This window comes from Microtetraspora fusca (assembly GCF_001570365.1).
Classification (GTDB): domain Bacteria; phylum Actinomycetota; class Actinomycetes; order Streptosporangiales; family Streptosporangiaceae; genus Microtetraspora; species Microtetraspora fusca.
On the sequence record NZ_BBYK01000051.1, the window covers coordinates 63,810 to 89,054 of the forward strand.

At 71.4% G+C, this 25,245-nt stretch carries 20 protein-coding genes; 7 read left to right on the top strand and 13 right to left on the bottom strand.

All coding sequences use genetic code 11. The features are described 5' to 3' along the window. Positions 1–16: 16 nt before the first annotated feature. Positions 17–925, bottom strand: a complete 909-nt coding sequence (locus AWQ68_RS21230; protein WP_066942842.1) for a 2-hydroxyacid dehydrogenase — start codon at positions 923–925, stop codon at positions 17–19. 39 nt (positions 926–964) lie between these two features. Here AWQ68_RS21230 and AWQ68_RS21235 point away from each other — a divergent pair, with 39 nt between their 5' ends. Then, a complete protein-coding gene (locus AWQ68_RS21235) occupies positions 965–2,128 on the top strand; it encodes a PQQ-dependent sugar dehydrogenase (RefSeq protein ID WP_084464251.1) in 1,164 nt (387 codons plus the stop codon). Positions 2,129–2,283: 155 nt separating this feature from the next. Here the strand turns inward: AWQ68_RS21235 and AWQ68_RS21240 are convergent, their stop codons facing one another. From AWQ68_RS21240 to AWQ68_RS21265, 6 genes are all read right to left on the bottom strand, one after another. Beyond that, a complete protein-coding gene (locus AWQ68_RS21240) occupies positions 2,284–4,173 on the bottom strand; it encodes a VanW family protein (protein ID WP_066942844.1) in 1,890 nt (629 codons plus the stop codon). 417 nt (positions 4,174–4,590) lie between these two features. Next, positions 4,591–6,096: an Asp-tRNA(Asn)/Glu-tRNA(Gln) amidotransferase subunit GatB gene (gene gatB, locus AWQ68_RS21245; RefSeq protein WP_066942846.1), complete on the bottom strand. Its 1,506-nt coding sequence runs from the start codon at positions 6,094–6,096 to the stop codon at positions 4,591–4,593. Further along, positions 6,089–6,304 (bottom strand): hypothetical protein, encoded by a 216-nt coding sequence (locus AWQ68_RS21250; protein ID WP_066942848.1) that lies wholly within the window; start codon positions 6,302–6,304, stop codon positions 6,089–6,091. Before AWQ68_RS21250 ends, gatB begins: the two co-directional genes overlap by 8 nt. Positions 6,305–6,362: 58 nt before the next feature. Continuing rightward, on the bottom strand, positions 6,363–7,856 hold the full coding sequence (gene gatA / locus AWQ68_RS21255; RefSeq protein WP_066942850.1) for an Asp-tRNA(Asn)/Glu-tRNA(Gln) amidotransferase subunit GatA: 1,494 nt from the start codon (positions 7,854–7,856) through the stop codon (positions 6,363–6,365). Continuing rightward, positions 7,853–8,152 carry an Asp-tRNA(Asn)/Glu-tRNA(Gln) amidotransferase subunit GatC gene (gatC, locus tag AWQ68_RS21260; protein ID WP_066942852.1) on the bottom strand — a complete coding sequence of 100 codons (300 nt, stop codon included), beginning with the start codon at positions 8,150–8,152 and terminating at the stop codon, positions 7,853–7,855. Before gatC ends, gatA begins: the two co-directional genes overlap by 4 nt. Before the next feature lie 213 nt (positions 8,153–8,365). Further along, entirely contained in the window at positions 8,366–10,522 is a 2,157-nt protein-coding gene (locus tag AWQ68_RS21265) for a putative bifunctional diguanylate cyclase/phosphodiesterase (protein WP_084464252.1), read from the bottom strand. A 349-nt stretch (positions 10,523–10,871) separates the two neighbouring features. On the opposite strand from AWQ68_RS21265, the gene AWQ68_RS21270 reads away from it, so the two are divergent. Further along, on the top strand, positions 10,872–12,260 hold the full coding sequence (locus AWQ68_RS21270; protein ID WP_066942854.1) for a glycoside hydrolase family 6 protein: 1,389 nt from the start codon (positions 10,872–10,874) through the stop codon (positions 12,258–12,260). A 218-nt stretch (positions 12,261–12,478) separates the two neighbouring features. Here the strand turns inward: AWQ68_RS21270 and ligA are convergent, their stop codons facing one another. From ligA to AWQ68_RS21285, 3 genes are all read right to left on the bottom strand, one after another. Then, the gene (ligA, locus tag AWQ68_RS21275; protein ID WP_066942856.1) at positions 12,479–14,659 is read right to left on the bottom strand and encodes an NAD-dependent DNA ligase LigA; all 2,181 of its coding nucleotides are present in this window, start codon (positions 14,657–14,659) and stop codon (positions 12,479–12,481) included. A gap of 379 nt (positions 14,660–15,038) precedes the next feature. Next, on the bottom strand, positions 15,039–15,494 hold the full coding sequence (locus tag AWQ68_RS21280) for a hypothetical protein (protein ID WP_066942858.1): 456 nt from the start codon (positions 15,492–15,494) through the stop codon (positions 15,039–15,041). An 81-nt stretch (positions 15,495–15,575) separates the two neighbouring features. Continuing rightward, entirely contained in the window at positions 15,576–16,592 is a 1,017-nt protein-coding gene (locus AWQ68_RS21285) for a methionine synthase (protein WP_066942859.1), read from the bottom strand. A gap of 18 nt (positions 16,593–16,610) precedes the next feature. Here AWQ68_RS21285 and AWQ68_RS21290 point away from each other — a divergent pair, with 18 nt between their 5' ends. Continuing rightward, complete coding sequence (locus AWQ68_RS21290; RefSeq protein ID WP_066942861.1) at positions 16,611–17,243, top strand: MBL fold metallo-hydrolase; 633 nt, start codon at positions 16,611–16,613, stop codon at positions 17,241–17,243. Positions 17,244–17,430: 187 nt separating this feature from the next. Here AWQ68_RS21290 and mnmA read toward each other — a convergent pair whose 3' ends face one another. Continuing rightward, complete coding sequence (mnmA, locus tag AWQ68_RS21295; RefSeq protein ID WP_066942863.1) at positions 17,431–18,504, bottom strand: tRNA 2-thiouridine(34) synthase MnmA; 1,074 nt, start codon at positions 18,502–18,504, stop codon at positions 17,431–17,433. A gap of 562 nt (positions 18,505–19,066) precedes the next feature. Here mnmA and AWQ68_RS21300 point away from each other — a divergent pair. After that, a complete protein-coding gene (locus AWQ68_RS21300; RefSeq protein ID WP_066942865.1) occupies positions 19,067–20,104 on the top strand; it encodes a DUF695 domain-containing protein in 1,038 nt (345 codons plus the stop codon). A gap of 79 nt (positions 20,105–20,183) precedes the next feature. Here AWQ68_RS21300 and AWQ68_RS21305 read toward each other — a convergent pair whose 3' ends face one another. Then, the gene (locus AWQ68_RS21305; protein ID WP_084464254.1) at positions 20,184–21,338 is read right to left on the bottom strand and encodes a cysteine desulfurase family protein; all 1,155 of its coding nucleotides are present in this window, start codon (positions 21,336–21,338) and stop codon (positions 20,184–20,186) included. 103 nt (positions 21,339–21,441) lie between these two features. On the opposite strand from AWQ68_RS21305, the gene AWQ68_RS21310 reads away from it, so the two are divergent. The 3 genes from AWQ68_RS21310 to AWQ68_RS21320 all read left to right on the top strand — a co-directional run bounded on the left by AWQ68_RS21310 (position 21,442) and on the right by AWQ68_RS21320 (position 24,153). Next, complete coding sequence (locus tag AWQ68_RS21310; protein ID WP_066942867.1) at positions 21,442–21,933, top strand: TetR/AcrR family transcriptional regulator; 492 nt, start codon at positions 21,442–21,444, stop codon at positions 21,931–21,933. Positions 21,934–22,210: 277 nt separating this feature from the next. Then, entirely contained in the window at positions 22,211–23,401 is a 1,191-nt protein-coding gene (locus AWQ68_RS21315) for an MFS transporter (RefSeq protein WP_066942869.1), read from the top strand. Between the two features lie 74 nt (positions 23,402–23,475). Continuing rightward, on the top strand, positions 23,476–24,153 hold the full coding sequence (locus tag AWQ68_RS21320) for a rhomboid family intramembrane serine protease (RefSeq protein WP_169808961.1): 678 nt from the start codon (positions 23,476–23,478) through the stop codon (positions 24,151–24,153). Between the two features lie 132 nt (positions 24,154–24,285). Here the strand turns inward: AWQ68_RS21320 and AWQ68_RS21325 are convergent, their stop codons facing one another. Continuing rightward, on the bottom strand, positions 24,286–25,239 hold the full coding sequence (locus tag AWQ68_RS21325) for an electron transfer flavoprotein subunit alpha/FixB family protein (RefSeq protein ID WP_066942873.1): 954 nt from the start codon (positions 25,237–25,239) through the stop codon (positions 24,286–24,288). Positions 25,240–25,245: the final 6 nt, after the last annotated feature.

The following is a 25,245-nucleotide window of genomic DNA, read 5'->3' on the forward strand; positions in this document are numbered from 1 at the left end:
CGGAATCCTTCGCGGGTCAGTAGTGCCCCGTGATGATGTTTTCAAGGGGTTCGCCGGAAATGTACCGAGCGATCTGATCGCAGATCAGCTTCCGCGTCCGGCGGAGGGATGCGGGGGTGCTGCCCGCCACGTGCGGCGTGATGAAGACCCCGGGAGCGGTCCACAGCGGGTGATCGGACGGCAACGGTTCCGGGGCGGTCACGTCGAGCGCGGCGCGCAGCCGCTCCTTCTGCAGTTCGGCGAGCAACGCGTCGGTGTCGACCACGGAACCCCGGGCCGCGTTCACCAGCAGTGCGCCGTCCTTCATCCGGGCGAGAAACCTCGCGTCGACCATGCCCGCCGTGTCGGCCGTGGCCGGGACCAGCAGCACGACGACGTCCGCGCTGGGCAGCAGCTCGGGCAGCTCGTCCTGCCCGTGCACGCCCGGGCGCGCGCTCCTGGCCACCCGGACGATCTCCACCTCGAAGCCGGAAAGGCGCCGTTCCAGCGCCTCGCCGATCGAGCCGTACCCGACGATGAGGACGGTCGAGTCGGCGAGCACCCCCGTGTAGTGCCAGGTCCAGGCCCCACGCGTCTGGGCGGAGGCGAACGCGGGGAAGTCCCGCAACGCGGCGATCATCGCGCCCACGGCCCACTCGGCGGTCCCCGCGTCGTGGACGCCGCGGGCGTTGCACAGGGTGACGCCGGCGGGCAGATGCGGCAGGTACGGGTCGACGCCGGCCGTCACGGTCTGGATCAGCCGAAGGCTCGTCATCCGGGGCAATAGGCCGGGGATGTCCTTCACCGGCACGAGCGGCGGCACCCACACCTCCACCTCGCCGATCCCGTCGGGGACCGGCTCCCTGCCGTCGTAAACCGCGATGTCCAGTCGCGGCAGGCCGGACAGCCCGTCCGCGACGTCCTCCGATGCGACCCAGATCTTCACAGGACCAACCTAAGGGAACCCGCCAATTCGGGCAGGAGTATGGGTGCTGAGGAGGTCGCGACGATGGGCCGTACGAGATTGTCGAAATCCGTGGTCGGCGCGCTGCTGGTGGCGGCGATCACAACAGGATGCGCCCCTGCCGCGGGCACGGGCGGCGGGACCGAGGCCGGGGCCTCCGGCGGTCAGGCGACGGGCGGCGGGACGGCCACGGCGCCTCCGGTGGGCACGGCGCAGGCACGGCCTCCGGGCACGCCGAGGACGCTCGTGGAGGGTCTGGCGGTGCCGTGGGGTGTCGCGTTCCTGCCCGGCGGCGACGCCCTGGTCACCGAGCGGGGCACGGCCCGGCTGCTCCGCGTCACGCCCCAGGGACGGAGCAGTGAGGTGGGGGTGATCGACGGGGTATCCGCCCAGGGTGAGGGCGGATTGCTCGGCGTCGCCGTCTCTCCCCGATACTCGAGCGATCACTTCATCTTCGTCTATTTCACGACAAATGATGACAATCGGATCGTTCGCTACCGCTACGACGGCGGCCTCTCCGACGCCACACCCATCGTGACCGGCATCCCGAAGGGCGGGATCCACAACGGCGGCCGGCTGGAGTTCGGCCCCGACGGCTACCTGTACGCCTCCACCGGCGAGACCGGGCAGGGTGAGATGGCGCAGGACCGCAACTCGCTCGGCGGCAAGATCCTCCGGATGACCGCCGACGGCAAGCCCGCGCCCGGCAACCCGTTCGGGACGCTCGTGTGGACGTACGGCCACCGCAACGTCCAGGGCATGGCCTGGGACCCCCAGGGGCACATGTACGCCACGGAGTTCGGCCAGGACACCTGGGACGAGCTCAACCTGATCGAGAAGGGCCACAACTACGGCTGGCCCGTGGTCGAGGGCTTCGGCGGCAAGGGCCGCTTCACCGACCCGCTGCTCACCTGGCGCCCCGCCGAGGCGTCGCCGTCCGGCCTCGCGTACGCCGACGGCTCGCTGTGGGCGGCGGCGCTGCGCGGCCGCCGGCTCTGGCAGATCCCCCTCACCGGGAACGGCGCCGTCGGGCGGCCGGTCGCCCGGTTCACCGGGGAGTACGGCAGGCTACGGGCCGTCACCAGGGCTCCCGACGGGACCCTGTGGGTGACCACCAGCAACAAGGACGGCAGGGGCTCCCCTCGCCCCGGCGACGACCGCATCCTCGTCATCCCGGTCCACTGACCCGCGCGAGGGGGCTCCGCGGCTTCATCCGCCCCGGAGCTCCAACCCGGTGTCCCGTCGGTTTCATGGGTTTCGGTGGCTCAACGCGCCAGCGGCCGTCGGTGGCCTCCGGGTTGGCCCACCGCAGACAGCATTCCGGTGGCGGTCCCGGGGCGTCAGCGGGCCGGGGCGCAGACGACCGTCGTCTCCGGCTCGTAGGTGGTCGTGAACGTCTGGCGGCTGGTGACCTTGCCGTTCTGCCGGAGCGTACGGGTGACCTCGACCGTGAACCCGGCCTGACCGGCCACCGGCACACAGCCGGGCCCGCTTACCGTACGGACCTCGGGGTTGACCTGCTCGGACCGGACCGGCTCGGAGAACTCGACCTCGAACAGCTTGGTGCTCCAGAGTTCGACGGTCACCGAGGTGTCCGTGGCGCTCGCGCGCACCAGCACGCCGTAGGGCGAATCGTTCTTCCACTCCAGGTCGGGGCCGGGATAGGAGACCGCCGCGTCCAGGCCCGGGGGGTAGTGCCTGATGTGGTGGTCGTTCGGGGTGTGCTCCACGTCCTCCAGCCCGGCGCGCATGGCCGCGTTGAACAGCGTGGTCGCGACCTGCGAGATCCCGGCCACGTCGGCTCCGGCCGTCCCGCGGATCCGCGTCGGCGCCGCACCGCCGACATATCCCTCGGTGGGCTCCCGCCTGCCCAGGAACCGGTTGAGCGAGAACGTCTCCCCCGGCCGGACCAGTTGGCCGTCGAGCGCGCGCGCCGCTGTCTTGATGTTGGTGACGCGCGGCAGGCAGCACGCGAAGGACGTGGTGAAGTGACCGACGCGCTCGCTGATCCCCATCTGGCGCGCCTCGTCGTCGGTCACCCCCGGCCGGCCCGCGGTCACGAAGGCCCGCACCGTACGGCTCCCCGCCGTGATCGCCTTGACGACGTCCGAGGACAGGCGGGCCGTGTCCACTGTGTAGCCGGCCTTCGCCCGTACCAGCGTGGGCTTGCCATCGGTGATCGTGAACGTGGCGTCGCGTGGCAGTCGCCGGGGGTCGATGATCCGGTCCTTCACGCCGTCCAGCGCCTTGTCGGCGTCGAAGACGGGCCGCAACTCGTGCTCCCGGTCCGCAGCGAACGTGAGATTCGCGGCGATGACCTCCGGGGAGATTTGCACCGCCCCCCGGTCGGCCGTGACCGTGATCGGGGCGGCGACCGCCCGCTTCGCCCAGGCGAGCGCGCGGCGCACCTCCGCCCGCGTCACCTTGGGCTCGTCCGCCCTGACCTCCACCTCGACCATCGCGTCCGTGTTGAGGTACGCCCGCCGGATGTCGGCCGCGACCTGGGCCGGGTCGATCCGCCGACCCGCCCGTGGGTAGATCGGGACCGGGGTCAGCCCGCTGAACTGGACGTCGCCCTCCCGCGCGGGAGCGGCGAAGACGGACGCGACCTCTCTGGCGACCGCGATGTCCAGCCGCGACGAATTGATCGTGACCTTCGGAGGGATCTCGTGACCCGTCGTCAGAGCGTTCCAGACCGCACCTGGGCTGGGGAAACCCCCTGATGCCTGCCGGACCGTCGCCTCCGCGTCGAGGGAGAGCCCCGCCTGTTCCGGGTTGACCGACGCACGCTCCAGGCCCTGCTTCACGATCACGGGAGTGCGGGCCAGGCCGGACAGCCTCTTCGTCAGGATCCGTACGGCCTCGGCCTCCGTCTGGCCTCCGATGTCGACGCCCAGGACGGTGGTGCCGGGCAGCACCCGGCCGGCCATGAGCGCGGCGGGAACCAGATAGGCGAGCAACAGCAGGGCGAGCACCGCGGGCACGCCGAACTTGAGAAGTCTCCGGTGTGAGCCCGGTCCCGGCTCGGGTTCCGGCGAATCGGTGCGGGGCGGCGGCTCCTCGCGTGCCTTGCGATCCACTACCGGCCACGGCTGGACCGCCGGAGGAACGGCGGGCGGCGGGACGCCGGGCGCGTTCGAGGAGTTCGGGCTCTTCAGGTCGTTCGGGTTGTCGGGGTTTATCAGACCGGGAGGTGCGGCGGGCGATCCGCCGAAGATGTCGGCCGACACGCCGGGGGGCAGCGTTCCGGAGGCGGGGCGTACCGGGTGCTTTCTGGGGGGCTCAGGCGGAGGCGTCGCCGCGGACGGATCCGTCGGCGGCCCAATGGACGCTTCCGCGTTCAGCACGCCTAAGTCTCCTCCGGCTCAGGGGCATCTCCGCTCAGTTAACCCTAAAGCACCCCCTCCTGAACATGCCGGAAATCAGACGATAAGAGGGGGTGACGCGACAGGCGCGGGCGTGCGACAGCGACCTCACGATCGGCCGCGAGCACCCGGTGCGCCCAGCCTGAGGGACCGGTGGTGTAGAGCCGTTCACGGAAGCGGCCGTCGATCATCGCGGCCGCCTCCCGAACGTCGGCGTCCCCGCCGCGCGTGCCCGGACCGGTCTGGAGCCGAAACGCGGTCGGCTCCAGAACGGGCTCGGCGTCAGGAGACGCCGAGCTTCTCCAGGATGAGCTCGCGGGCCCGGGCGGCGTCGGCCTTGCCCCGGCTGGCCTTCATCACGCCGCCGACCAGGGCGCCCGCAGCCGCCACCTTGCCGGAACGGACCTTGTCCGCCGCGTCGGCGTTCTCCGCGAGGACCTTGTCGATGATCGCCAGCAGTTCGCCCTCGTCGTTGACGACCTGAAGGCCGCGCTTGGCGACGACGTCGTCCGGGGAGCCCTCGCCGGCGAGCACGCCCTCAAGGACCTGGCGGGCCAGCTTGTCGTTCAGCGCGCCCGAGGCGACCAGCTCGGTCACCCGCGCGACCTCGGCCGGCGTGATCGGCAGCTCGGCGAGCGGCTTGCCGGCCTCGTTGGCCCGGCGGGCCAGCTCGCCCATCCACCACTTGCGCGCGTCGGCGGCGGGAGCCCCGGCGGCCACGGTCGCCTCGACCAGGTCGATGGCGTCCGCGTTGTGCATGGACTCCATGTCCAGGTCGGACACCCCCCAATCCGCCTGGAGCCGGCTGCGCCGTACCGAGGGCAGCTCGGGCAGCGCGGCCTTGAGCGAGGCGACCCACTCGCGGTCGGGCGCGATGGGCAGCAGGTCGGGCTCGGGGAAGTAGCGGTAGTCCTGCGCCTCCTCCTTGGAGCGGCCGGACGTGGTCCGTCCGGTGTCCTCGTGGAAGTGCCGGGTCTCCTGGACGATGCGGCCGCCGTCGGCGAGGATCGCCGCCTGGCGCTCGATCTCGCCGCGGACCGCGCGCTCGACGCTGCGCAGCGAGTTGACGTTCTTGGTCTCGGTGCGGGTGCCCCACTCGGACGCGCCCCGCGGCATGAGCGAGACGTTGACGTCGCAGCGCAGGGAGCCCTCCTCCATGCGCACGTCCGACACGCCGAGCGCGCGCATGAGTTCGCGCAGCTCCGTCACGTACGCGCGGGCGACCTCGGGAGCGAGCCGGTCCGTGCCGGCGATCGGCTTGGTGACGATCTCGACCAGCGGGATGCCGGCCCGGTTGTAGTCCACGATGGAGTAGTCGGCGCCGTGGATGCGGCCCGTGGCCCCGCCGACGTGCGTCGACTTGCCGGTGTCCTCCTCCAGGTGGACCCGCTCGATCTCGATCCGCACGGTCTTGCCGTCGACGACGACGTCGAGGTAGCCGTCGGTGCACAGCGGCTCGTCGTACTGGCTGATCTGGTAGTTCTTCGGCATGTCCGGATAGAAGTAGTTCTTCCGGGCGAACCTGCACCACTCAGCGATCGAGCAGTTCAGTGCGAGGCCGATGCGGATGGTCGACTCGATGGCGTCGGCGTTCGCGACCGGGAGCGAGCCCGGCAGCGCCAGGCAGACGGGACAGACCTGCGTGTTCGGCGGCGCCCCGAACTCGGTCGGGCAGCCGCAGAACATCTTCGAGGCGGTGCCGAGCTCGACGTGCGTCTCCAACCCCAGCACCGGCTCGAAGCGCTCCAGCGCCTCGTCGTACGGCATGAGCGTCTCGGTATCAGCCATGCTGGTAACCCAGTCCTTCCAGAGCTTCGATCATGTCATTCCACCATTGCCGGAAGGCGGGCACCTTCCGCGATTCGCTGATGTCGGCGGCCTCGGCCACTGAAACACGTGCCGCTGGCGTTGGTGCCGATGAGAACGAGGAACGGCGGCACGTCAAGGCGAAGTCCACGAAGGACGTGAAGCCGTCGATCTCGATGCGGGTGATCACGCCGCCGTTCCTCCTCTCCGAAGACAGGGCACGCCTGTGGACGTGCCGCGGAGCGCCCTTAGAGCGCGGGCGCCTTGGCCAGGAGCGGGCCGCCCCAGCGGTCCTCCAGGGCCTTCTCCACCGCGGCTCCGACCCGGTAGCAGCGGTCGTCGCCGAGCACCGAGGCCATGATCTGCAGGCCGACCGGCAGGCCGTCCTCGTCGGCCAGGCCGCACGGCACCGAGATCGCCGCGTTGCCGGCGAGGTTGGTCGGGATCGTGCACAGGTCGGCGAGGTACATCGCCATCGGGTCGTCGGCGCGCTCGCCGATCGGGAACGCCGTGGTCGGCGTCGTCGGCGAGACCAGCACGTCCACCTGGTGGAAGGCCGCGTCGAAGTCGCGCGAGATCAGGGTGCGGACCTTCTGCGCCTGCCCGTAGTAGGCGTCGTAGTAGCCCGACGAGAGCGCGTAGGTGCCCAGCATGATGCGCCGCTTCACCTCGGGCCCGAACCCGGCCGCCCGGGTCAGCGCCATGACCTCCTCGGCGCTGCGGGTGCCGTCGTCGCCGACACGCAGGCCGTACCGCATGGCGTCGAAGCGGGCCAGGTTGGACGAGCACTCGGAGGGGGCGATCAGGTAGTACGCCGGGAGCGCGTACCCGAACGACGGGCAGGAGACCTCGACGACCTTGGCGCCGAGGGACTCGAGCAGCTCGACGGCCTCGTGGAACCGGGCGAGCACGCCCGGCTGGTAGCCCTCGCCGCCGAACTCCTTGACCACGCCGACGCGCAGCCCCGCGATGTCGGCCTGGCGGGCGGCCTCCACGACCGGCGGCACGTGCGCGTGGATCGAGGTGGAGTCCATCACGTCGTGCCCGGAGAACGCCTCGTGCAGCAGCGCCGCGTCGAGGACGTTGCGCGCGAAGGGGCCGGGCGTGTCCAGCGACGACGCGAACGCGATCAGGCCGTACCGGGATGAGCCGCCGTAGGTCGGCTTCATGCCGACGATGCCGGTGACCGCGGCCGGCTGGCGGATCGAGCCGCCGGTGTCCGTGCCGGTGGACAGGGGCGCCTGGTACGCGGCGACCGCGGCGGACGAGCCGCCCGACGAGCCGCCGGGGATCCGGGCGAGGTCCCACGGGTTGCGGGTCGGTCCGTACGCCGAGTTCTCCGTGGAGGAGCCCATGGCGAACTCGTCCAGGTTGGTCTTGCCCAGGATGACCAGCCCCGCCTCGCGCAGCCGGCTCGTCACCGTGGCGTCGTACGGCGGGCGCCAGCCTTCAAGGATCTTGGAGCCCGCGGTGGTGGGCATGTCGGTGGTGGTGAAGACGTCCTTGTGCGCGACCGGCACGCCCGCGAGGGGGCCGAGCCGCTCGCCGCCGGCGATCCGCTCGTCCACCGAGCGCGCCTGGGCGAGCGTGGTCTCGGCATCCACGTGCAGGAACGCGTTGACCTTGGGCTCGACCTCGGCGATGCGGTCCAGATGGGCCTGCGCGACCTCGACGGCGGAAACCTCACGCGCGGCGATCAGTCGGCCCAGCTCGGCGGCCGTCTTGTGGAGCAGCTCGGTCATGCCTCCTCCCCAAGGATCCGGGGAACGCGGAAGCGGTCGTCCTCCACCGCGGGCGCGCCGGAAAGAGCCTGCTCGGGCGTCAGGCTCCGGCGAACCTCGTCCGGACGGAAGACGTTGGTCAGCGGAAGCGCGTGCGAGGACGGCGGGATGTCGTCGGCGGCGACCTCGGCGACGCGGGCCACGGCGGCGACGATCTGGTCGAGTTGGGCGGCGAAGTGGTCGAGCTCCTCGTCGGCCAGCGCCAGCCTGGACAGCCGTGCGAGGTGAGCGACCTCGTCGCGGGTTATGGCGGACATGAGTCGTCGAACCCGTTTCTGAATGGAGAGTGGACACTGCCATCCTAGGGCTCGTCACCAAGCGTGCCCGACGTTGTCCACAGACCGCCGCGCGCCGTCGTCCCGACGGCGTCGGCCCTGCGCGCGTCCTGGTGGCGGCCCGCCGGGGAACCCGCGGGCGCCCTCGCCGTCGGCCGTCCCGCTCCCCTCACGCCAGCCGATCATCGGCCCGGTTCAGCCACCGGGCGCGAGTCGTACGACGTCTCTGGGACGGGTGGTGAAGGCGGGGCTGAGCCGGGCACGCAGCCAGACCGTGGCCTCGTCGGCGGGCATGGGCTCGGCGAGCCACCAGCCCTGGCCCGCGTGACATCCCATGTCGCGCAGCCGGGCGGCGATGTCGCCGGACTCGACGCCCTCGGCGACCGACCTCAGCCCGAGCGAGCGCACCAGGTCGATGATCGACCGCACGATCCGCTCGTCATCGGGCGACTCCCCCAGACGCCGTACGAACGAACCGTCGATCTTGACCTCCGACACGGGCAGGCGCTGCAACCGCACCAGGGACGAATAACCGGTGCCGAAGTCGTCGAGGGCGAGCTGCACGCCGAGCCCGGCCAGCGTGCGGATCGTGTCGGCGGTGTACGCCTGGTCGGTCATCAGGATGCGTTCGGTGACCTCCAGGCGGATCGCCTCGGCGGGCAGGTCCAGCCGTTCCAGTCCCGCTTCGAGCTGATCGGGCAGCCCCGAGTCGAGCAGGTCCCGCGCGGAGACGTTCACCGAGATCGGGACGTGCACCCCGGCGTGCCACCACACGGCCGCCTGGCCGAGCGCCTGGTCGATGACGTGCTTGGTGAGCTCGCGCATGAGATACGACTGCTCGGCCAGCGGGACGAACTCCGCAGGCGAGATCGGGCCGCGTACCGGATGCCACCAGCGCAGCAGCGCCTCCACGCCCTCCACGTGGCCGTCGTCGAGGCTCACCTTCGGCTGGTAGTGCAGCTCCAGCTCGCCCGTGTCGATCGCCCGCCGCAGGTCGCCGAGCAGGCTCAGCCGTTCGGGCGAGTTGCGGTCCTTGTCGGCGAGATAGAACTCGACGCCGGTGCGACCCTCCTTCGCGAGGTACATGGCGACGTCGGAGCGCTGGAGCAGCAGCTCGAAGTCCGGCGCGTCGTCGGGGAAGAGCGCTATGCCGATCGAGGCGTCCAGGTCGAAGGTCATGCCCTCGAGCCGTACCGGCTCGGTGAGCGCGACACGGAGCCGCGAGGCGACCTCCTTGGCCGCGTGGGCGTCCCGGATGGACGGCAGCAGCACGGCGAACTCGTCACCGCCGAGCCGGGCCACGACGTCGCCCGGGCGGACGCTGTGGGTGAGCCGGTGGGCCACGATCTGCAGCAGGCGGTCCCCGACGGGGTGCCCAAGGGTGTCGTTCACCTCCTTGAACCGGTCGAGGTCGAGCAGCAGCAGGCCGACCCGCTCCCGCTCGCGGGCCTCGGCCAGCGCCTCCTCGGTGCGCAGGATCAGCATCTTGCGGTTCGGCAGCCCGGTCAGGCCGTCGTGCATGGCCTGGTGGTCGCGTCGCATGGACATGGTGGCGGTGAAGTAGACCGCGGCCAGCGGAGCCACGAACAGCGGGACCAGCGCGGGCGAGTGGGACATGACCACGACCACCAGCGGCGCCAGCCCGAGCAGCGCGCCGTACACGAGGGCCTGCGGCCCGATCGAGGTCCTGATCACGCGGAGCACCGGCCGACGCTCGTGCAGGGCGACCGCCGCGGAGACGAGGAACGCGCGGACCGCGAAGTAGGCGAGGCCCGCGGCGACGATGGCCGGAATGTCCCCGCCGCGCGGCGTCCACGCGAGAAGAGGAGTGGGACGCACACCGAACAGGCCGAGCATCACGGCCGCGGCGGTGCAGGCGAGCGTCACCTGCGCGATGTTGAACGCCACGCGATGCCAGGCCCGGCGGTTGACCAGGCCGCTCACGATCACCGCGACGGCCTGCAGCAGCGCCGCCGTCGGCAGGCCGTAGTGCATCAACACGGCGAAGGTGAACATCGTGGACGTGGGGGTGCCCCCGACCAGAGTCGACGAGCTGACCATGACCGGGCGCAGTTCTCCGAGCACGACCAGGACGGCCAGCATCCAGAACAGCGGTGTGCCCCCGATCTGGACGAGCTCGTCCAGCCCGAGGCGGACCTGGGCCACGACCAGGGCGGTGCAACCGATCGCGGTGACGCCGGCGAGGTAGCTCCACAGCGGTGAGCCGGGGCGGGGGCCGGTGTCGCGGGTGTCCGCGGGATAGCCCGCCGTGGACGAGGAGCCCCGCCCTCCGGAGGACGAGCTCGCGGGCAGCGAGATCCCGGCCGGGACGCGGATGCGGGAAGACGGCATCGCGGAAGCCGGCGCGCGATTACGGGAAGCTGCAGTCATCGGTAACAAACCCCCCAAGAGGCCACTATGGGAGGGTACGACCTCTGGGCCACTTCGCGAAACCGGTTGGGCACGTTCCGTTACTACGGATTTCTTGCGCTTCGTTGCGTGTCGCGGCATGGAGTGGGAGATGTGCGACTTGCGGGTGAATGTTTCACATTGCCGCCGAGACGGGCCGTCCGGCTGCCTGGGCTTTTCACGCCAGGTGTCCCGGCCGGGCACGAAAGGTCTTCCCTCGCCGCCCCGTCCCGCTCGTACCATCCATGGGAATCGTGGGAGCGCTCCCAAATACACCCGGGATGGAGTAGCAATGTCTCGTAACAGGCCCGTGATGGCGGCAGTTCTCGCCGCGGCCGCGGCCGTCGCGACGGGGGTCGCCGTCTTCGCCTCGTCCACCGCCCAGGCCGCGAGCTCCGCGTTCTACGTCGACCCGCAGACCAACGCGGCCAAGTGGGTGGCGGCCAACCCCGGCGACAGCCGCACCGCCGTGATCAGGGACCGGATCGCCGCCGTCCCGCAGGGGCGATGGTTCGCGTCGTACAACCCCTCCACCGTGCGCAGCCAGGTGGACGCCTACGTGGGCGCCGCCGCCACGGCCGGAAAGATCCCCATCATGGTCGTGTACGACATGCCGAACCGCGACTGCGGCGGTGCCAGCGCGGGCGGCGCTCCGGACCACACGGCGTACCGCGCGTGGATCGACCAGATCGCGGCGGGGCTCGGCGGACGCCCGGCCACCGTCATCCTCGAGCCGGACGCGCTCGCGATCATGCCCAACTGCATGAGCAGCGCCCAGCAGGCCGAGGTCAAGGCATCCATGGCGTACGCCGGCAAGAAGCTCAAGGCCACGTCATCCCAGGTCAAGGTGTACTTCGACGGCGGCCACGACGCATGGCTCTCCGCCTCCGAGCTGGCGTCCCGGTTGAACGGCGCCGAGATCGGAAGCAGCGCGGACGGCATCGCCCTCAACGTCTCCAACTACCGCTCGACGCCGGGCCTGGTGAGCTACGCCAAGAGCGTCATCGCGGCCACCGGCGTCTCCGGGCTGAAGGCGGTCATCGACACCAGCCGCAACGGCAACGGCCCGAGCGGCAGCGAGTGGTGCGACCCGGCCGGGCGGGCCACCGGCACCTGGAGCACCACCGACACCGGCGACTCCGCGATCGCCGCCTACCTCTGGGTCAAGCCCCCGGGCGAGGCGGACGGGTGCATCGCCGGCGCCGGACAGTTCGTGCCGCAGCGGGCGTACGACCTGGCCATGGCCGCTCCCCCGCCCACGGGCGGCCCGAGCGCCTCGCCCAGCGCGTCCCCGAGTGCGTCCCCGAGCGCGTCGTCCAGCCCCAGCCCGTCCACGAGCCCCTCGCCGGGTACTTCCCCAAGCCCGCCGCCGGCCGGAAAGGCCTGTACGGCGTCGTACACGCTGGTCAACCAGTGGCAGGGCGGCTTCCAGGGTGAGGTGTCGGTGAAGAACACCGGCGCAGCCGCGATCGGCGGCTGGAAGGTCACCTGGACGTACGCCAACGGCCAGTCGATCACGCAGCTCTGGAACGGCTCGCTGTCCGGCAGCGGATCGGCCGTCACCGTGACGAACCTGGACTGGAACGGCGCCCTAGCCCCGAACGCGGCGACCACCTTCGGCTTCACCGGCACCTCGTCGGGCGGGGCCAGTGTTCCCTCGGTCGCCTGCACGGCGAGCTGATTCGGCCCGCCGCGACGGGGACTCGGCCGCCGACGCCCGCCAACCGGCGCGTCGGCGGCCGAGAGCGCGAGCACCACGACCACCACGCCGCAGGACGGCCATGAGGGTGCGACGTCCGCTCCGGGCTGCGCTCGGCGTGAAGTGCGTCGGCAGCGCCGGAGGCGGTGAGGCGGCGGGTGCAGTAGAGGCAGTGCTGCGCTGAGGAGGCGGCGGAGCGGTCAGCCCTCGCCACGCGTGGCGACCGCCTCTGCCGCCTCGGGCCCCTGCTCCAGCAGGGCCTGGAACCCCTGATCGTCCAGGATGGGCACGCCGAGCTTCACGGCCTTGTCGTACTTGGAACCGGGATTCTCGCCCACCACCACGAAGCTGGTCTTCTTCGACACCGAACTGGCCACCTTGCCGCCCCGGCTGGTGATGGCCTCGCCGGCCTCGTCCCGGGTGAACCCGGCGAGCGTGCCGGTGACCACGAAGGTGAGGCCTTCAAGCGTGCGCGGGCCCTGATCGGCCGGAGGCTCGTCGGCCATGCGAACGCCCGCGGCCCGCCACCTGTCCACGATCTCCCGGTGCCAGTCGACCTCGAACCACTCCTTGATGGCGGCCGCGACGCGGGGACCGATGCCCTCGACCGCCGCCAGCTCCTCCTCCGAGGCCTTGGCGATGGCGTCGAGCGACCGGAACTCCGCGGCGAGGGCGCGCGCGGTCGGCGGGCCGATGTGCCGGATGGACAGCGCGACCAACACCCGCCAGAGCGGCTGCTCCTTGGCCCGCTCCAGCTCCTCCAGCATCTTCTCCGCGTTCTTGCTCGGTGCGCCGGACACGGTGGCGAAGAAGGACACCACCTTGGGCTCGCCGGTCTCGGGATCGACCTTGGGCAGCCCGCTGTCCGGGTCGAGGACCACCGACTTGATCGGCAGCAGCCGCGAGGCGGTGAGGTCGAACAGGTCGGCCTCGGTGCGCAGTGGCGGCTCCTGCGGCGGAAGCGGCTGGGTGAGCGCGGTGGCCGCGACGTATCCCAGCCCCTCGATGTCGAACGCGTTGCGCCCCGCCGCGAAGAAGAGCCGCTCGCGGAGCTGGGCCGGGCAGGTGCGGGCGTTGGGGCAGCGCAGGTCGGCGTCACCCTCCCGCTCGTAGGCGAGCTCGGTGCCGCACTCGGGGCAGTGCGTCGGCATGACGAACGCGCGCTCGTCCCCCGTACGCAGATCCACCACCGGCCCCACGATCTCGGGGATCACGTCACCCGCCTTGCGCAGCACGACGGTGTCGCCGATCAGCACTGCCTTGCGGACCACCTCGGACGCGTTGTGCAGGGTGGCCCGCTCCACCGTGGACCCGGCCACCACCACCGGTTCCATCACGCCGTACGGCGTCACGCGACCGGTGCGTCCGACGCCCACCTGGATGTCGCGGAGCTTGGTGGTGACCTCCTCCGGCGGGTACTTGAACGCGATCGCCCACCGCGGCGACTTGCTGGTGGAACCGAGCTGCCGCTGCACCACGACCCGATCGACCTTGACCACCACACCGTCGATCTCGTACTCGGGGTCGTGCCGGTGCTCCTCGTAGTACTTGACGAACTCGCGGATCTCGTCGAGGCCGCGGACCACCTGGTATCGGTCGCTGACCGGGAGCCCGAGGCTCTTCAGCCGGTCGTACATCTGGGACTGGGTGACCGGCGGCTCGGCGCCCTCCCACTTGCCGACGCCGTGGACGATCATCCGCAACGGGCGCTGGGCGGTGATCCGGGGGTCCTTCTGCCGCAGCGAGCCCGCCGCGGAGTTGCGCGGGTTGGCGAACGGCGACTTCCCCGCGTCCATGAGCTGCTCGTTGAGCTGGCGGAACCCCTCGACCGGCAGGAACACCTCGCCGCGCACCTCGACCAGATCGGGCACGTCGTCGCCGGTCAGCCGGTGCGGCACGCCGCGGACGGTGCGCACGTTGGGTGTCACGTCCTCGCCGGTGCGGCCGTCTCCCCGCGTGGCGGCCCGGACCAGGCGCCCCTTCTCGTACAGCAGCGCGACCGCGAGGCCATCGATCTTGAGCTCGCACAGGTACGGCCCGGGCTCGGTCTCGGCGAGCCGCTCGGCCCGCGCCTGCCAGGCGGCGAGCTCGGCCTCGTCGAACGCGTTGTCCAGGCTCTCCATGCGCTGGAGGTGCTCGACGGCGGCGAACTCGGTCGATATCGGCGCACCGACCTTCTGCGTGGGCGAGTCGGGCGTGCGCAGATCGGGATGCTTCTGCTCCAGCTCCTTGAGCTCCCGCATCCACGCGTCGTATTGAGCGTCGCTGACGGTCGGCGAGTCGAGCACGTAGTAACGCCAGTTGGCCTCCTCGACCAGCTCGGCCAGCTCCGCGTGCCGCTCTCGCGCCGCCGTCGACGCGACCTCGACCTCGGCGTCCATGCCAACTCCCCTCGTCACCGGGCCCTGGAAGAACGCTACGGGAGCATAGGGCGTGCCTGTGCCTTCCCGGCGGGGTTCCTCCCGGTGCGTCGTCACCCTGTAGCCTGCCACCCGCCACCGACATTTTCGCCGGTCAGCGTGGGCGCGGGCCCGGCCGGTACTGCTTCGCGGCCAAGACGCGGGCGACACCAGGAGCAGGCGCGGACGCCGCCCGCGGACCCGGCCGGCGGGGCGGGGACGCGAACCGGTCAGGGCGTACCGACTCGACCGGGACCCGGAGGGGACCGCGTTGCGGAGACCCGGCGGGATCCGCGTCGCCGAGGTTCGGCGAAGTCCGCGTTGCGGGGTCCGCGTCATGGGCCGGGCGGGCGTCGGCGGGTCAGCCGCCCTGACTCCAGACGCCCTCCCAGATGGAGCACTTGCCGGTGATCCGGGTGGACGTGCCGCGGCAGACCTTCGCCTCGGAGCTGAGCATGTACCCGGCGTTCACACTGAACGAGCGCGGCGTCGACTGCGAGCAGTTCTTGAACGTGGCCGTTCGGTACTTCCCGCGATCGGTCAGCCACTTGATCTTGACCCAGGAGCAGGTGCGAGCGCCGCCCGCGTCGTACAGCTCGCCGGAGATGCGCAATCCGGAGCCGGTGGTCCGGACTTTGCCCGTCGCCCAGCCCTTGTAGTCGGACGAGGCCGTCGGGCCCCAACTCCAGGTGTCCCGCGCGTACGCTGCCGAGCCCGATGAGGACGCGGAGGCGGCGCCGGGGACAGCGGCCGTGAGGCCGGCCCCCAGCGCGACGGCGGTGGTGACCCCCAGTAAGAAGCGAAGACCGCTGCACATGACTTACTTCCTTCCGAAATGTGCGGTAGATGTGCACATCAAGGGATAGGCGAACGGCCTTGCACGCGACTTGAGAACGACCTACTCGCCCGGGTCCTCACGCAGCACCCGGGCCGCCTTCGCGCAGGTGGCGAGCGCCGCGCGCGCGTACGCCGGCGACGCTCCCGCCAGCCCGCACGCGGGAGTGAGCACCACCTGCCGGGCCAGCCGCGCCGGGGCGAACCCGAGCCGCCGCCACAGCTCCGTCGCGGGCCTGGCGACCACGCCGATGTCCGGGAGCCGGGTGTCCGTCCCGGGAACGACCCCGAGCAGGAACGCGATGCCCGCCTCCACGGCCTCGCCGATGTGGTCCTCGTCCCGGCGGCGCAGCAGCGCCGCGTCGAGCGAGACGCCGCGCGCGCCCGCCGTGCGCAGGACCTCGAAGGGCACCCCCGGAGCGCAGCAGTGGACGATCGGGAAGGGGGCGGAGCCGTTCGACTCTGCCGCCCTGAGCACCGTCTTGAGCCGCTCGGCCGCGGGCGCCGGCTCCACCGCGGGCAGCCGTCCGAATCCGGACGCGGTTCGCACCGTTCCGGCGAGCACGCCGGGCAGGCCGGGCTCGTCGAGCTGGAGAACGATCTCCGCGCCCGGCACGCGTCTGCGCACCTCCGCCAGGTGCGCGGCCACGCCTTCGGCGAGCGAGTCCACCAGATCGCGTACGGCTCCCGGGTCGGCGAGCGTCTTGTCGCCGTACCGCAGCTCGACGGCGCCCGCCAGCGTCCACGGCCCGCAGACCTGGATCTTCAACGGGCCCACATAGCCCTGGGCGACCTCTTCGAGGGCGTCGAGGTCGCGGGAGAGGTGGTCACGGGCGCGTTTGAAGTCGCGCCCCGGCCGGTCGGTGAACCGCCATCCGGACGGCTGCACCTCCACGGGCAGCTCCACCAGCAGCGACGCCGTCCTGCCGATCATGTCCGCGCCGACGCCCCGGCCCGGCAGCTCGGGCAGGTACGGCATCGGCAGCTCACCGAAGACCACGCGGAGCGCCTCGACGTGGTCGTCTCCTGGATGCGAACCGACGCCGGTGGCGGCGGCCTCGGCCCAAGGGAAGTCATTCACGCCATTAGCTTAGGGAGGATGAGACTCACCAAACTCGGCCACGCCTGCTGGCGGCTGGAGAAGGACGGCTCGACCCTGGTCATCGACCCGGGCGCCTTCAGCGGGGAAGGGCTCCTCGACGGGGCGAACGCCGTTCTGATCACGCACGAACATTTCGATCACGTCGACACGGACCTGCTGCGGGCCGCGAGCCCGGATCTGGAGATCTGGACCTGCCAGGCGGTGGCGGACCAGCTCGGCGAGATCCCGGCGAAGGTCCAGGTGGTGCGGAACGGCGACACGTTCACCACCGCGGGATTCGGCGTGAAGGTGATCGGCGAATGGCACGCCCTCAACCACCCGGACATTCCGGTTGTCCAGAATGTCGGCTTCCTGGTCGACGAGGAGGTGTTCTACCCGGGCGACGCGCTGACCTCGCCGGGCGTTGAGGTGCCGACCCTGCTCGTCCCCACCAACGCGCCCTGGCTCAAGCTGAAGGAGACGGTGGAGTACCTGCGCGAGGTGCGTCCGGCGCGGGCGTACTCGACGCATGACGGGCTGGTGAACGAGTTCGGCCAGAAGCTGATCGACGGCTGGCTCGGCGGCGAGGCCGACAAGCAGAAGGCCGACATCCGGCGCATTCCCGTGGGCGAGTCCGTCGACCTGGCGTGAAGCGGCCGTAGCCCGGCCCCACCCCGTGTGCCCGAGCCGACTCTCTCCTCGGGCACGCGGGACCTAACCGGGGTGGATACACGGGCGATGGAGCACGGTCCGCGCTCGCACGCATCGAAACGGCTTGTGGCGGACACATGCCGCCTGCGGCCGCGCTGTACGTCCTCCGGACGTCCGGTGAAGGGACTCAGGACGCCGAGGCGATGGTGGCCGAGCCGATCACGGTGTCGCCGTCGTACAGCACGGCGCCCTGGCCCGCGGCCACTCCCGTCGCCGGGGCGTCCAGCCGGATGTGGAGGTCGGCACCGGAGAGCTGGGCGCGGCAGCCGTACACCTCGCCGTGCGCGCGCAGCTGCACCGAGCAGGCGATCGGCTCTCGCGGCTCGCCCGACGGGCCGTTCCAGATGGGCCGGGTCGCGACGATCGAGGTGACCTCGAGCGAGGTGCGCGGGCCGACGGTCACGGTGTTCGAGACCGGCTCGACCGACAGCACATATCGGGGCCGTCCGTCGGACGCCGGGCGGTCGATGTGCAGGCCCTTGCGCTGCCCGACCGTGTAGCCGTACGCGCCCGCGTGGGTGCCGACGACCTCCCCGGAGAGCGCGTCCACGATGGGCCCTTCGGCGGCGCCGAGGCGATCGGCGAGAAAGGCGCGCGTGTTGCCGTCGGCGATGAAGCAGATGTCGTGGCTGTCCGGCTTGTCGGCCACCATCAGGCCCCGGCGAGCGGCCTCCTCGCGCACCTGCGCCTTGGTGGAGTCACCCAGCGGGAAGATCGCGTGGGAGAGCTGCTCCCTGGTGAGCACGCCGAGGACGTACGACTGGTCCTTGGCCGGATCGACCGACCTGCTGAGCACGCCGTCGACCAGACGCGCGTGGTGGCCGGTGGCGACCGCGTCGAACCCGAGCGCGAGCGCCCGGTCGAGCACCGCCTCGAACTTGATCTTCTCGTTGCAGCGCAGGCAGGGGTTGGGTGTACGGCCCGCGGCGTACTCGTTGACGAAGTCCTCGACGACGTCGCGGTGGAACCGCTCGGCCATGTCCCAGATGTAGAAGGGGATGCCGATCACGTCGGCCGCGCGCCGCGCGTCCCTGGAGTCCTCGATCGTGCAACAGCCCCGCGCGCCGGTCCGGTAGGACTGCGGGTTGGATGACAGCGCGAGATGGACGCCTGTCACGTCGTGGCCTGCCTCGGCGATGCGGGCGGCGGCCACCGCGGAGTCGACGCCGCCGGACATGGCGGCCAGCACACGAAGAGCCATAGGCCTTCAGGCTACCCGCCTCCGACGCCCCCTCGATCGGCCGCACGGACCCGTTACGCGCGCCCCGAGCCCGCGCGAGCACCGTCGATCATTACGGCGCCGAACCATCACGCTCGGGGCGCGGCGGTGTCTGGACTGAGGAGCGAGTGGGGAGCGAGGGACGTGAGGGGCGCGGCGGTGAAGTAACCGACGAGCGAGCGGGCGAGGGACGAGCCCCGAGCGAGGAGGGCACGAGCCGACTTCGGGCGCCCCGAACCGCCGAGCGAAGCAAGGTCAATAGACACAGCGAGGGACGAGCGACTCCGCGAGGGGCGCGGCGGTGTCTGGACTGAGGAGCGAGCGGGGAGCGAGGGACGAGCGACTCCGAGTGACGAGGGAAGACATCGCCTCAAGGCGCCCCGAGCCGCGCGAGCGGAGCGAGCGCAAATAGACACAGTGACGAGGGAAGACATCGCCTGTGGGCGCCCCGAGCCCGCGCGAGCGAAGCGAGCGCAAGTAGACACAGCGAGGCCATCGAGCCCGCGTTGGCACCCGGCGTGGGGACCTGAAAAGATCGGCGGTCATGCGACTGTTCGGCCGCAAGAGCGAGCCGGTGGATCCGGCCGAGGCCATAACGGAGTTCTGGACCTGGTGGCGGGAGGCCCGTCCCGAGATCGACGCGCTGGTCGAAGCGGGAGACACCGCGCGCCTCGACGAGACGATCGGCGAGGCCGTCGCCGCGCTGCAGCCGTCGTTGGCCTGGGAGATCGTCGCGGGGCTCACGGCACCGCACGCCCTGGTGGTCAGTGCCGCGGGCGATCCCGAGCTGCGCTCCTTCGTCCACCGGTGGGCGCTGGCGACGCCCGCCGACCCCAAGTGGGAGTTCCATCCGTCGCGCCAGGCTGATCCGCTCGCGGCGGAGTTCACGACGCAGGTCGCGGGCCGGCCGTTCGGCATCGACCGGCTGGTGCTCGGCCTGCGGGTGCCGCCGGGGACGCCCCGCGTGGACGTTTCCGCATTTCATCCGATATTTCCGGATGTGGATGACGAGACGCGGATGGAGGCGACCCTCCTCGCCCTCGACCGGCTGCTCGGCGAGGACGAGGTGGCCCGCTGGGTCGGCGACATCGTGGCCGCCGAGTTCGAGCCGATCGACGCGATCCCCGCGATCCACCTCCCCGCGGTGGTCGCCGACGTCGCCGAGGGTTTCCGCGACGAGCAGTGGGCGCTGCTGGAGGGTCAGACCGTCGGCGGCCGCCCTCTGACCGCCGCCGCGCTCTATCCCCTCCGTCCGGTCGATCACCCGCTCTTCGACCAGCACATCGGCGTCACGCTGCCGTACGTGAACGCGGACGAGAACGGGCAGCCCACGAGCGCCTCGCTCGACGCGCTGCGCGACTTCGAGGAGCGACTGAGGGCCGGGCTCAAGGCGGACGGCTGTGCCGTTCTCGTCGCACACCTGAGCGCGGAGGGCACCCGGGTCCTCCACCTCTACGCCGACCCGACGAGCGACGCCGTCAGCCGGATCGAGGAACTGGTGTCCGGCTGGAGCGAGGGCCAAGCCTGGATCGACGCCGACAGCGACCCCTCATGGAGCGCGGTCGCGCACTTCCTGACCTGACAGTGCTTATGACGCTCGCTTCGCTCGCGCGGGTTTGAGGGCACGCTTGAGGCATCTCACCACCCGCGTGGGCGGCTGGTCAGGTGAGTCCGGCGCGGCGGGCGCGCTCGACCACGTTGCCGATCACCTCGGCGAGGCGGTCCACGTCCGCCTTCGTCGAGGTGTGCCCGAGCGAGAAGCGCAGCGAGCCGCGGGCGCGCGCGCTGTCCTGGCCCATGGCGAGCAGGACGTGAGACGGCTGGGCCACCCCCGCCGAGCAGGCGGAGCCGGTCGAACACTCCACCCCCTTGGCGTCCAGGAGCATGAGCAGGGCGTCGCCCTCGCACCCCGGGAACGAGAAGTGCGCGTTGCCGGGGAGCCGGTTCACCGGATCGCCGTTGAGAATGACGTCCGGCACGGCTTCCCGTACCCGCTCGATCAGGTCGTCGCGGAGGGCGGTGAGCCGCTCGGCGGTGACCTCGCGGTGCTTGACCGCGGTCTCGACGGCCGCCGCGAAGCCCGCGATGGCGGGCGCGTCGAGGGTCCCTGAGCGTACGTCGCGCTCCTGGCCGCCGCCGTGCAGCACGGGCTCGGGATCGACACCGCGGGCCAGCAGCAGCGCCCCGACGCCCATGGGACCGCCCACCTTGTGCCCGGAGATCGTCATGGCGTCCACCCCCGACTCGGCGAACGAGACGGGCAGCTGGCCGAGCGCCTGCACCGCGTCGGTGTGGAACGGGATGCCGTGGTCGTGCGCGATGGCGGTGAGGACCTGGATCGGCTGGATCGTCCCGACCTCGTTGTTGGCCCACATCACGCTGACGAGGGCCACGTCGTCGGGATCGCGGGCGATGGCCGCGCGCAGCGTCTCGGGGTGGACCAGGCCGCGCTCGTCGACCTCCAGGAGCTCGACGACGGCGCCGTGCCGGTCTCCCAGCCAGTGGGCAGGGTCGAGGGCGGCGTGGTGCTCGATCGCGCTGATCAGGACGCGCCGGCGTTTCCGCGCCCAGAACAGCCCCTTGATCGCCAGGTTGTCCGCCTCGGTGCCGCCCGAGGTGAAGACGACCTCGCTGGGCCGCGCGCCCACCGCGCAGGCGATGGTCTCCCGCGACTCCTCCACCACCCGGCGGGTGCGACGACCGGCCGCGTGCAGCGACGAGGCGTTGCCGACCTGACCGAGCTGCGCGGTCATGGCCTCCACTGCCTCGGGCAGCATCGGCGTGGTGGCGGCATGGTCAAGATAGGCGGTTCCCACGACCCCTCCCGATCTGTCCTCAGCCAACTAAGCCTAACCGCGCCCCCGGAAAGGCCATCCCCCGGATTGCCGACTGAACCGTCCAGACGGTACAGTAACCAGAGTGAGAAGAGACGACTTGTTGGACGCGGCGGAGAGCCTGCTCTGCGACCAGGGGGCCCAGGGCCTCACCCTGGCCGCGGTGGCCGAGCGCGCCGGCGTCAGCAAAGGCGGCCTTCTCTATCACTTCGGCACCAAAGAAGCCCTGGTCAAGGGCCTGATCGAGCGGCTGATCGCCGAGTTCGACGCGCTCATCGAGGCACAGGGCGAGAGCGACTACACCACGGCCTATCTCAAAGCGACCTTCCAGGCCGTCGAGAGCGGCCGGCTCCGACGATGGGCCGTGGTGACCGGCGCGGCGGGCGACCCCACGCTCCTCGTGCCGCTACGCGAGGCGATGGCCCGCTGGCATAGCCAGGACCTCGACCGTGAGCCCGACCCGGGGATGTCCCGGATCGTACGGCTCGCCTGTGAGGGCATCTGGGACGTCGCCACCCACGTGCCGGATCTGCTCGACTACGCCGAGCTGCGCCGCCGCCTGCTCGACCTTCTCTGACTCCAGCCGTTCACCGGCGAACCCCACCCCCTCGATCTCCGATCGGGGCCGGATGACGTTCGCCCGCATTCCACCGCGCGCTCGAACGCACGTAAACGCGTTCGTACCTGAACGTGATTGAACGTTCTTGGACGCGCGGCAAGGCGGACCCCGAACGATCTCGGGCCGCCTGCTCCCGTCCGGCGACAGCCGTACTCCCCTCCCATCCCCTGGAACCCCGGAACTCGCGAGCTCTCCTCCCCTGGAGACCTTCGCGCATCCGAGAATGGAGCCTGTAATGACCCGCGCTTTGAGGACGGCCCGCTGGGGGGCGATCCTCACTTTCGTGCTCGGCGGCTTGCTGTGCGGGACGTTCACCGTGCGTATCCCCGCTCTGACCGACAAACTCGGCATCCCCGAGTCCTCGGTCGGCCTCGCGCTGCTCGCGTGGGGTCTCGGCGCGCTGCTGGCCATGCAGTCAATGCGCGGGATCATGGCCAGAGCGGGCAGCCGAGGGGTGTTGCGCGTCGCCGCTCCCCTGTGCGCGGCGACGCTGCTGCTGGTCGGGCTCGCGCCGTCCTTCCCCCTGCTCGTCGGGGCCGCCTTCGTGTTCGGCATGGCCTTCGGCACGGTCGACATCGCCATGAACGCCCAGGGGTCGACCGTCGAACGCGCGTACGGCAGGCCGCTGATGAGCGGCATGCACGCGGGATGGTGCGTGGGGGCGATCTCGGCCGGTCTGGTCGGCACCGCCGCCATCGCGGCGGGCCTGTCCCTGACCGCGCACCTGGCGATCGTCGCCGTGCTGGCGCTCCCCGTGTCCGTGGTGCTGAGCCGTACGTACCTGACCGACCGGGTCACCGCCGAGGAGGCGCGGGGACCGCGCCGCCGGATGCCGGGGATCGTCTACCTGCTCGGCGCGATCACCTTCGGCGCGTTCATGGTCGAGGGCGTTGTCGCGGACTGGAACGGCCTGTTCCTGCGGGACACCCTCATGGCGCCCGAGTCCCTGGCCGCGCTCGGTTACCCGATCTTCGAGGCGGGCATGCTGCTCGGCCGTCTGTCCGGTGACCGGCTCAGGATGCGGTTCGGCGCGGCCGGCTTGATGGGCTTCTCCGGGCTGGCCACCGCGGCGACCTTCACCGTGGTCGTCGTCGCTCCGTCGGCGGTCGTCGCCCTGTCCGCGATGCTCTTCGTCGGCATCGCCGTGGCCACGATCTCCCCGATGGCCATGTCGCTGGCGGGGACCGCCACCGACACCCCGGGCCCGGCGATCGCCCAGGCCGGGGCCATGGGCTACGCCGGACTGCTGCTCGGCCCCGTGGTGATCGGCTTCCTGTCCGGCGCGACGTCCCTGCGCGTGGCGATGGTGACCGCGGTCGTTCTCGGCATCCTGATCGCCGTCGCGACCCGCTTCCTCGCCAGGGCCCGTACGGCTCCCGCCGAGATCCGCGTGGAGACCGAGGAGAGGCTGCCGGTCGCGGCCTGAGGTGACATTCGTCCCAGGGAGATGACCACATCTCCATCTGCCGGGTTCGCGAGGGCTTTGACATGCTTTCGGGCGTGAAGAAGCTCCCCGCCGCGACGGCGGCAGTGTTCGCCGTCACCGCGGTCCCGAGCCTGCTGCAGTTCGCCCTCCCCTCGCTGGAGATCGCGCTGCGCCGCGATCCCGCCCGCATCGCGGACGGCGAGTGGTGGCGGCTCGGGACCTCGCTCCTGGTCCAGGGCGGCGGCCCGGTCGGCGCCGCCTTCAACCTCGTCTCGCTCCTGGTGCTCGGCGCCATCGCCGAACGCGCCCTCGGGCCCGCCCGCTGGATCGCCTGCTATCTGGCGGGCGCGGCCGCGGGGCAGGCCGCGGGCACGTGGCTCGGCCTGGTGGACGCGGGCAACTCCATCGGAGTGTGCGGCCTGGCCGGCGGGCTGGCCGTGGCCGTCGCGCTCGGGCGGGCGGACCGGCTCGCCGGATCCGTGGCGGCCTTCTACGCCCTGCTTCTGGTCGGCGGGCTCTTCAGCGGCTCCGTCACCGTGATCGTCGCCACGTCGGTCATCGGCGCGGCGGGGGTGCAACTGGTCGTCCATCGGGACCGGCTGCCGATTCCGGTGTTCCCGGCGATCGTGGTGGCGACGGGGCTCGTGCTCGCCGTACTGGCGGACCTGCACGGCCCGGCCCTCCTCAGCGGCGCGGCCGTGGCGGGCGTCGTCGCGGGCGCTTTGGGAGCCGCCCCGCGCTCCGTCCACTGAGGCCCCGCGCGTTCGCCCCCTGCTGGGACCCCAATGTGCGGCAGCGGATCGCGGAATGGGAGCCGATACGGCGACGGCGCCGCACGCGATGCGTGCGGCGCCGTTCCGTCGAGCCCGTAGATCTCGTGGAGCTTACTTGCGCTTCTCGATCTCTTCGGTGAGCTGCGGCACGACCTGGAAGAGGTCGCCCACCACACCGAAGTCGGCGATCTCGAAGATCGGGGCCTCGGGGTCCTTGTTGACCACGATGATCGTCTTCGAGGTCTGCATGCCGGCCCGGTGCTGGATGGCGCCGGAGATGCCGGCCGCGATGTAAAGCTGCGGCGACACCGTCTTGCCGGTCTGGCCGACCTGGAACTGGTGCGGGTACCACTTGGCGTCGGTGGCGGCACGCGAGGCGCCGACGGCCGCGCCGAGGGAGTCGGCCAGCTTCTCGATGATGGCGAAGTTCTCGGCGGAGCCGACGCCACGGCCGCCGGAGACCACGATCGCGGCCTCGGTGAGCTCCGGACGCGCGCCCTTCTCCTCCTTCACCCGCTCCACGATCTTCGCGGCGCGGGCGGCCTCGGACGGGGCGACCTCGACCTTCTCCTCGGCGCCCGCGCCGGCGGCGGCGACGGGAGCGGTGGAGTTGGGACGGACCGCCACGATCGGGGTGCCCTTGGTCACGCGGCTGCGGACGTTGACGCCACCGCCGAAGATCGACTGGTCGGCGACGAAGCCCTCGCCGAGGCCGACCGCGTCGGTGATCACACCGGAGTCCGTCTTGACGGCGAGGCGGCCGGCGACCTCCTTGCCCTCGACGGTGGAGGCCACGAGGACGGCGGCGGGCGACTTGTCCGCCACCAACCGGGCCAGCAGCTCGGCCTTGGGGGCGACCACGTAGTTCACGACCTCGTCGCTGTCCGCGACGTAGATCTTGTCCGCACCGTACTCGGCCAGCTTGGCCTTGGCGGCGTCACCGTAGCCGGGGCCGGCCCACACCGCCGACGGCTCGCCCAGCGTGCGGGCCAGGGTCAGCAGCTCGAGGGTGACCTTCTTGATCTCTCCGTCGACGTGCTCGACGAGAACCAGGATCTCACTCATCTCGGG